Below are 5,805 nucleotides of genomic sequence, written 5' to 3'. Positions count from 1 at the left end.
AACACCCAGAAAACGCACCTTACCAGCAGCTTTTAGCTGTTGAAATGTTTCGGAAATTTCTGCTGGCTGCATTAACGGATCGGGGCGATGAAGCACTAATACATCAAGGTATTCGGCATTGAGTTGCTTGAGGCTGTTATCAACAGAATACTTAATCCACTCTGCTGATAAGTCGTAACGCTTAGGGCCCTTGCTGTCTTCAAATCGAATACCGCACTTGGTTTGCAGGTACATTTTTTCACGCAACTCAGGGCGCTGAGCCAATACTTTGCCAAAAACTGATTCAGCTTTACCAAAAGTATAAATATCTGCGTGATCAAAATAGTTTATTTGGTTATCCAGCGCAGTATCAATGACCTCATGGACTTGCTGAATATCCGCTTTAGTAATGGCATTGTTATTCCAACCACCACCCAGCCCCATACAGCCATAAACGATAGGGCTAACGTTGGGTAAAAATTCTGTTAAGGGTAAACCCGTCATATTGATGCTCTTTTTATAATGGTAATAAATATGAGTGTATTGGATCCTGCATAAAAATGAACCGTAAAAACCAAAATCATTATTTGGTATATCTACCAATAACAGATTACAGTTCTCTATAAAATATTATTGATGGTTATAATCATGAGCCGTGAACACAAAAAATTTGAGCGATTATTCTTATTCAGCGAAGTCGCCAAACAACTTAGCTTTACCGAAGCGGCTGCCTCGTTAGGGATATCGAGAGGATATTTATCTGAACAGATTAGGCAACTCGAAAAAGAAGTAGGCCGGCCATTACTCATACGCACAACACGCAGTGTAAGGTTAACGCCACAAGGTGAGATGATTTTATCGAGCATGGGACAAGTAAAAGCCGACTTACTCATGCTAGACAAAAGAATTCGTCACGACAACGACGATATCTCAGGGCGGATAAGCATTACAGCGCCTAGCCAACTAACTCAACGACATTTGCTTAATATTTGCCATGAGTTTACTCAATTACATCCGCAGGTACATTTTAGTATTGATTGCAGCTATACCCTGCACGACTTAACCCGTAACGATTTTGATCTCGCATTTAGGGCTACCGCAACACCACCGCAAAACATGGTCGCTAAAAAGCTATTTGATTATCAGCAAATCTGTTGTGCGGCCCCAGCTTATCTTCAACAACACGGCACACCTAATTCGATTGAGGATTTGCACCATCACCAATGCTTAACCGCAACAGAACAAACTCACTGGACCTTCAATGCTCAGCCGATATTAATCAATAGCTGCTTGAGTGTTAACGATAATCATATGCTTAAACAGTTGGCATTATTGGGTCGAGGGATTATTGTCGGGCCAGAGTATTTAGTCGATAAAGAAATACAAGCAGGCACATTACAAGCCATTTTAACCACAGAAACCATGAACGCATCGACCGCCTATTTAATTCACCCACAGTTGGTACAGCAATCAGCAAGGCTAAGCAGTTTTATTCAGTTTACGTTAAATTGGTTTCAGCAATTGAATGCCCAATAACGAGTCGATTTGAACTAAGCCATTCTTCTGGTGACAATGCTGATGACAATGCCGATTTGCGAGTAAACCGTTAAGGTTATAGTTAATTAAAAAAATCGCGAAGATGTAAAAGAGCCAATAAACAATGCACCACAATAAAGCCAATAAACCCCTGAGCAAACACAATATGATAGCCGCGCCATGCTAATGCATTACTAGGGTCTGCTATGTACCAACCAGCTCCGCTAACCACCACCAGCAGCAACAAAATAACCCCAACACCTTCAATGACACTGATTAAGCCTTTACCCCCAGAGTGTGGTAATTGACCGTGCATTAACCCTCGCACATCTGCAAGTAATGGTTTTAATTCAAAGGTAAGCCAAGGAAAAAACTGACGCCACTGCCCGGCCGCACACACTTTATAAGCAAACATCAATGCTAACAGTGCGGTAAACAAGCCACCATAAACATGAAATACATCCCAAACACTGGCGCGAGGACTTAATTGACGTCCAATTAATATCCATGGGCTGGTGCAAATTAATAACAACGACATCAATATCATCAATGGATGCAATACTGCTTCAATACGCTGCCATAACGGCTTTAATACCATTAATTATGCCTCTATTATTTGCTGAGCAAACTCATCAACTTTTTGCCAATCGGTAAACTCAACTTTGGTATTAGGGTCTGTCGGCCCTTTGGTTAGCCACATAATAAACCGAATAATGTTCCGATCCATGGCACCATAACCTTGGTAATCTAAATTACCACCAAACACCTGTAATAACGTTGGCTGCCAAGGGCTTTGACTTAAAAACTGTTGCATATAGCTGTTAGTTTTAGGCGTGTTTTTATTGGGTTTGCGCGCCACTAAACTCACCGAGAAAAAACCACTGGGTTTGCTGTCCAATTCCGCACGATGATCTTCAATAAATTGATACAGGGCTGGGCGATGTTTGCCATGACGAATGCTGGCGCCAATGTACACTTTATCAAATAGGGCTAAATCGGGAGCTTCCGCTAAGGGTGCTACCGTGACCAGCTCGCCTTGCTCAACCAGTTGACGCTGTAAATATTCACATATTTTTTGAGTGTAACCATGGACACTTGAATGGATCAGTAAAATTTGGCTCATGCTGACCTCGAATGAAATCATTTAAAAGTAATACAGTATCTTAGACCACTGGCGCGAAAATTTACATGAAACAGATCACGTCATCATCATCCACAATTACCGCAATATGAACTACCGTAATGCAATGTGAACTACCGCGCAAAAAAATACCCTAGGCATAAATGTCTAGGGTCTGTTGAACTTTTCTGGTTAAATTTTGTTCGAGATAAAAACGTTTTAATCGAGGCGAGTGGATTGCTGCCTAGCAATCTAAGCAAAATTCGCTCAACAAAGAGTAAAACGTTTTTAGCCGAACCCTTCGGGCAGCGTTTGTTGGTCATTTCTACTGCGTTATCAGCTCTTAATGTAGAATAACTCCCCTATAAAGCCTCTGTCTTGTAGCTCATGTTTAAGTAATGACCAACATTTCGCTGCAAAAAAACCTTGAAAGATCTACAGACTCTAAGGTATTTGAGCTTTACAGCAATTTATAACGACTGTAAAAAGGCGATTACCTGATCACGCTCTGTTTGAGTTAAGGCCATAAAGTCTTGCTTAGACGTTTTAGATTCTCCGTCATGCCACAAAATGGCTTCTTCCAAGGTTGCTGCGCGGCCGTCATGTAAAAATCCGGCTTGTGGATTAACCGTTTGGGTTAAGCCTATGCCCCACAATGGTCGAGTACGCCATTCATTACCGTCGGCTAAAAAGTCTGGACGACCATCTGCCAGTCCTTCACCCATATCGTGCAACAACATGTCACTAAAGGGATAAATAGTTTGGCCTTTTAAGCTTTCGCTCATCGGTAATCCGCCAATATCACCTGAAGTTTTGGTCACAAACGACGGCGTATGACAACTGCTGCAATTGAGTTGCTCAAATAACCGAGCACCTTCACGCACTGCCGTTTTATCAACGTTACGTCTGGCTGGCACCGCTAATGTTTCGGCATAAAATACCACTGAGTCACTGAACTCTGCACTGGCCTCAGGCGCACCATTAACATCTTCACCAGTATCAACAAACCCAGTTCGTGTTAAATATGAATCATGTAAGCTGGTGCCAACAATACTTTCATCAGGAAATAACGGGTTAGTAATACCAATGTCGCCACGTAATGCACCTAATGATTGTACTCGCACACTTGGAGTATTCGCTTTCCAACCAAAGCGACCTAAAGACACGGGTGTACTGTCACCATTTTGTGCTTTTATGGCATCAAATACCCAATTAGCCCGTCCAGAAATATCATCTTTGTTACTGTCATCAGCATCAACATTGGCGAGAATGCTTGCCTCAGGTATTGCTTCTAGCAACCCTAAACCAAACACAGGCATGCCGTTACGCCAACCCATTAACACATCATCTTGTAATAGATTTGAAGTTATATTGGCACTTTGTTTGGTTTCGCCTGGTGCATCATATGGATTTTCGACCGCAAAAATCGGCTTCTTCAAACTAATGGTACGTCCATCTGCATACACTTCATCATGGCGCTCATAAGACAAATACACATCGGCTTGACCAACAAATGCATTGTCTTGCCAATCAGGGCGCGCTTTTAACACTCCGCGATGAAATAGCTGGTCACCAAAATCTGGCACTTTAATCGGCGCACAGTAATTATTATCTGCAGTTCCTACCGTACAAGGTTCAGCAGGAGCTTTGCTGATACGTAAGAAAATACCCGCTGCCGAACCAAGTTTTACCCGAGTTTCATCTGCGGCCAAAAAGGGAGTGGAATTTCGACCATCGCGTTGATGGCAAGAATTACAGTCAGCGTTATTAAATACAGGGCCTAAACCATCAAGCTCAGGGTGTTGATCATTCGGCGCTGTAGTAAACGAGACTTCAAAGTTGGTATCACCTCGTAAATGTAACGCGAGTTCATCTGCCGTTAAATTTAACGATGGCGTTGAAAAGCCATGGCCAGAGTTACTGGCATCGAATGTCGTGGTGTCACCACCTAAAGCAACAATTGAGGTATAGCTAGGATAAGTCACTACCGGATCAATGGGATCTGGCGAGGTTTCATCATCGCCGCTGCCACCACAAGCACTAAGGCTAAGCCCCAGTAATGCTACAAACCAATATGGTTGTCGTAATAATTTGTTCATCTTTGTCTCACACATTCACACTAAAAATTGAGTTTATTTGGCAGTAATGCGACCTTGTTATGAGTTGAGTCTCTATTTTTTTGGTCACACTTACCCTCTCAATAAGGTCGTTCCATGGCCTTATTGAGACGGTAACAGCTAAATTATGAGTTCCAATCAGATAATAAAGGCAGCACATCTGACTGCAGCGTCGTTTGTAACTTTGTTAATGCATCCACGGCGACTTGGGTTCTAGCACGGCCATCAGCATCGAGAATCGCTTGGCGGAACGGCATGCTAGTACTACCCGAAATGGCTTGGATTTTTAAAATGGCATCATCAATTTCGCTGGCGACACGCGTAGCTAAAGTCGCATCAGCTGCTGTCACAAAATCAATTAAACCTTGCTTATCGGCACCACCCGTAAACTCACCTTGATAAACGTTACGTACACCAATGATGTTATTTGAAAAGTCGGTTAGTGAGTTCCACGAATACTGCGACTCCACCTTAGAGGTGTCTGCCGTAGTTAATGACTCTCCGAATGGATCGGCAATTTTACCGTTACCCACTTCATCGACAATACCAATCATGCCGTTGATCAATTCTTCAATAACCGCCAACTGAGAAGAGTAAATAGTGTTAGTTGCATCGCCAGGAGTTTTAAGCAACTCGGCATAAGGTTTGGCGTTAGCATCTTGTGGGTTATGGCTCACTTGCCAAGCATCGTCTAATTGAGTGGTGTAATCGCGGAACACTTCCGCTAAGGCGATTAAATACTCACGTTCTTTGGTGCTAAGATCTGCAATCAACTTTGTGTTGCTGTTAACACCATCGCCAAACAACAGATATTCCATTGTATGAAAACCTTGAACGTCATCATTCCAACCTTTAATGGTGTCGGCATCAAAACCATTACTGTTGGCTAACTGGGTTTGTAAGTCAGTGGTGTTTAACGGCCAGCTGTCTAAATGCGGGTCGATACTCAATGAGTCTACTGGGCCAAAGATATGCGACTCCCCTTGTTCCCAAGGTTGACGAGCCGACTTCCACGCATTTTGTGCCGCCACTAAATCGGCTTGTACCGTTGAA

General features: G+C 42.9%; 6 protein-coding genes. 1 reads left to right on the top strand and 5 read right to left on the bottom strand.

Translation table 11 applies throughout. From position 1 onward, the window contains the following. Positions 1-483, bottom strand: a 483-nt coding sequence (locus tag CXF78_RS11905) for an aldo/keto reductase (RefSeq protein WP_180957128.1), incomplete at its 3' end; no start/stop codon positions are given. A 144-nt stretch (positions 484-627) separates the two neighbouring features. Here CXF78_RS11905 and CXF78_RS11900 point away from each other — a divergent pair. Then, entirely contained in the window at positions 628-1,515 is an 888-nt protein-coding gene (locus tag CXF78_RS11900; RefSeq protein WP_102036911.1) for a LysR family transcriptional regulator, read from the top strand. A gap of 82 nt (positions 1,516-1,597) precedes the next feature. Here CXF78_RS11900 and CXF78_RS11895 read toward each other — a convergent pair whose 3' ends face one another. The 4 genes from CXF78_RS11895 to CXF78_RS11875 form a co-directional block, all read right to left on the bottom strand. Then, complete coding sequence (locus CXF78_RS11895; protein ID WP_102036910.1) at positions 1,598-2,113, bottom strand: cytochrome b/b6 domain-containing protein; 516 nt, start codon at positions 2,111-2,113, stop codon at positions 1,598-1,600. 3 nt (positions 2,114-2,116) lie between these two features. Further along, the gene (gene hemG, locus CXF78_RS11890; protein WP_102036909.1) at positions 2,117-2,638 is read right to left on the bottom strand and encodes a menaquinone-dependent protoporphyrinogen IX dehydrogenase; all 522 of its coding nucleotides are present in this window, start codon (positions 2,636-2,638) and stop codon (positions 2,117-2,119) included. Positions 2,639-3,105: 467 nt separating this feature from the next. Continuing rightward, entirely contained in the window at positions 3,106-4,734 is a 1,629-nt protein-coding gene (locus CXF78_RS11880; RefSeq protein ID WP_102036908.1) for a di-heme oxidoredictase family protein, read from the bottom strand. Between the two features lie 143 nt (positions 4,735-4,877). Beyond that, positions 4,878-5,805 (bottom strand): imelysin family protein (locus CXF78_RS11875; protein WP_102036907.1); only part of this gene is annotated, 928 nt, incomplete at its 5' end.

The sequence above is a fragment of the Shewanella sp. 11B5 genome, assembly GCF_002836795.1.
Classification (GTDB): domain Bacteria; phylum Pseudomonadota; class Gammaproteobacteria; order Enterobacterales; family Shewanellaceae; genus Shewanella; species Shewanella frigidimarina.
Note: the sequence above shows the minus strand (reverse complement) of the source record. Positions and strands in the feature narration are given on the sequence as shown.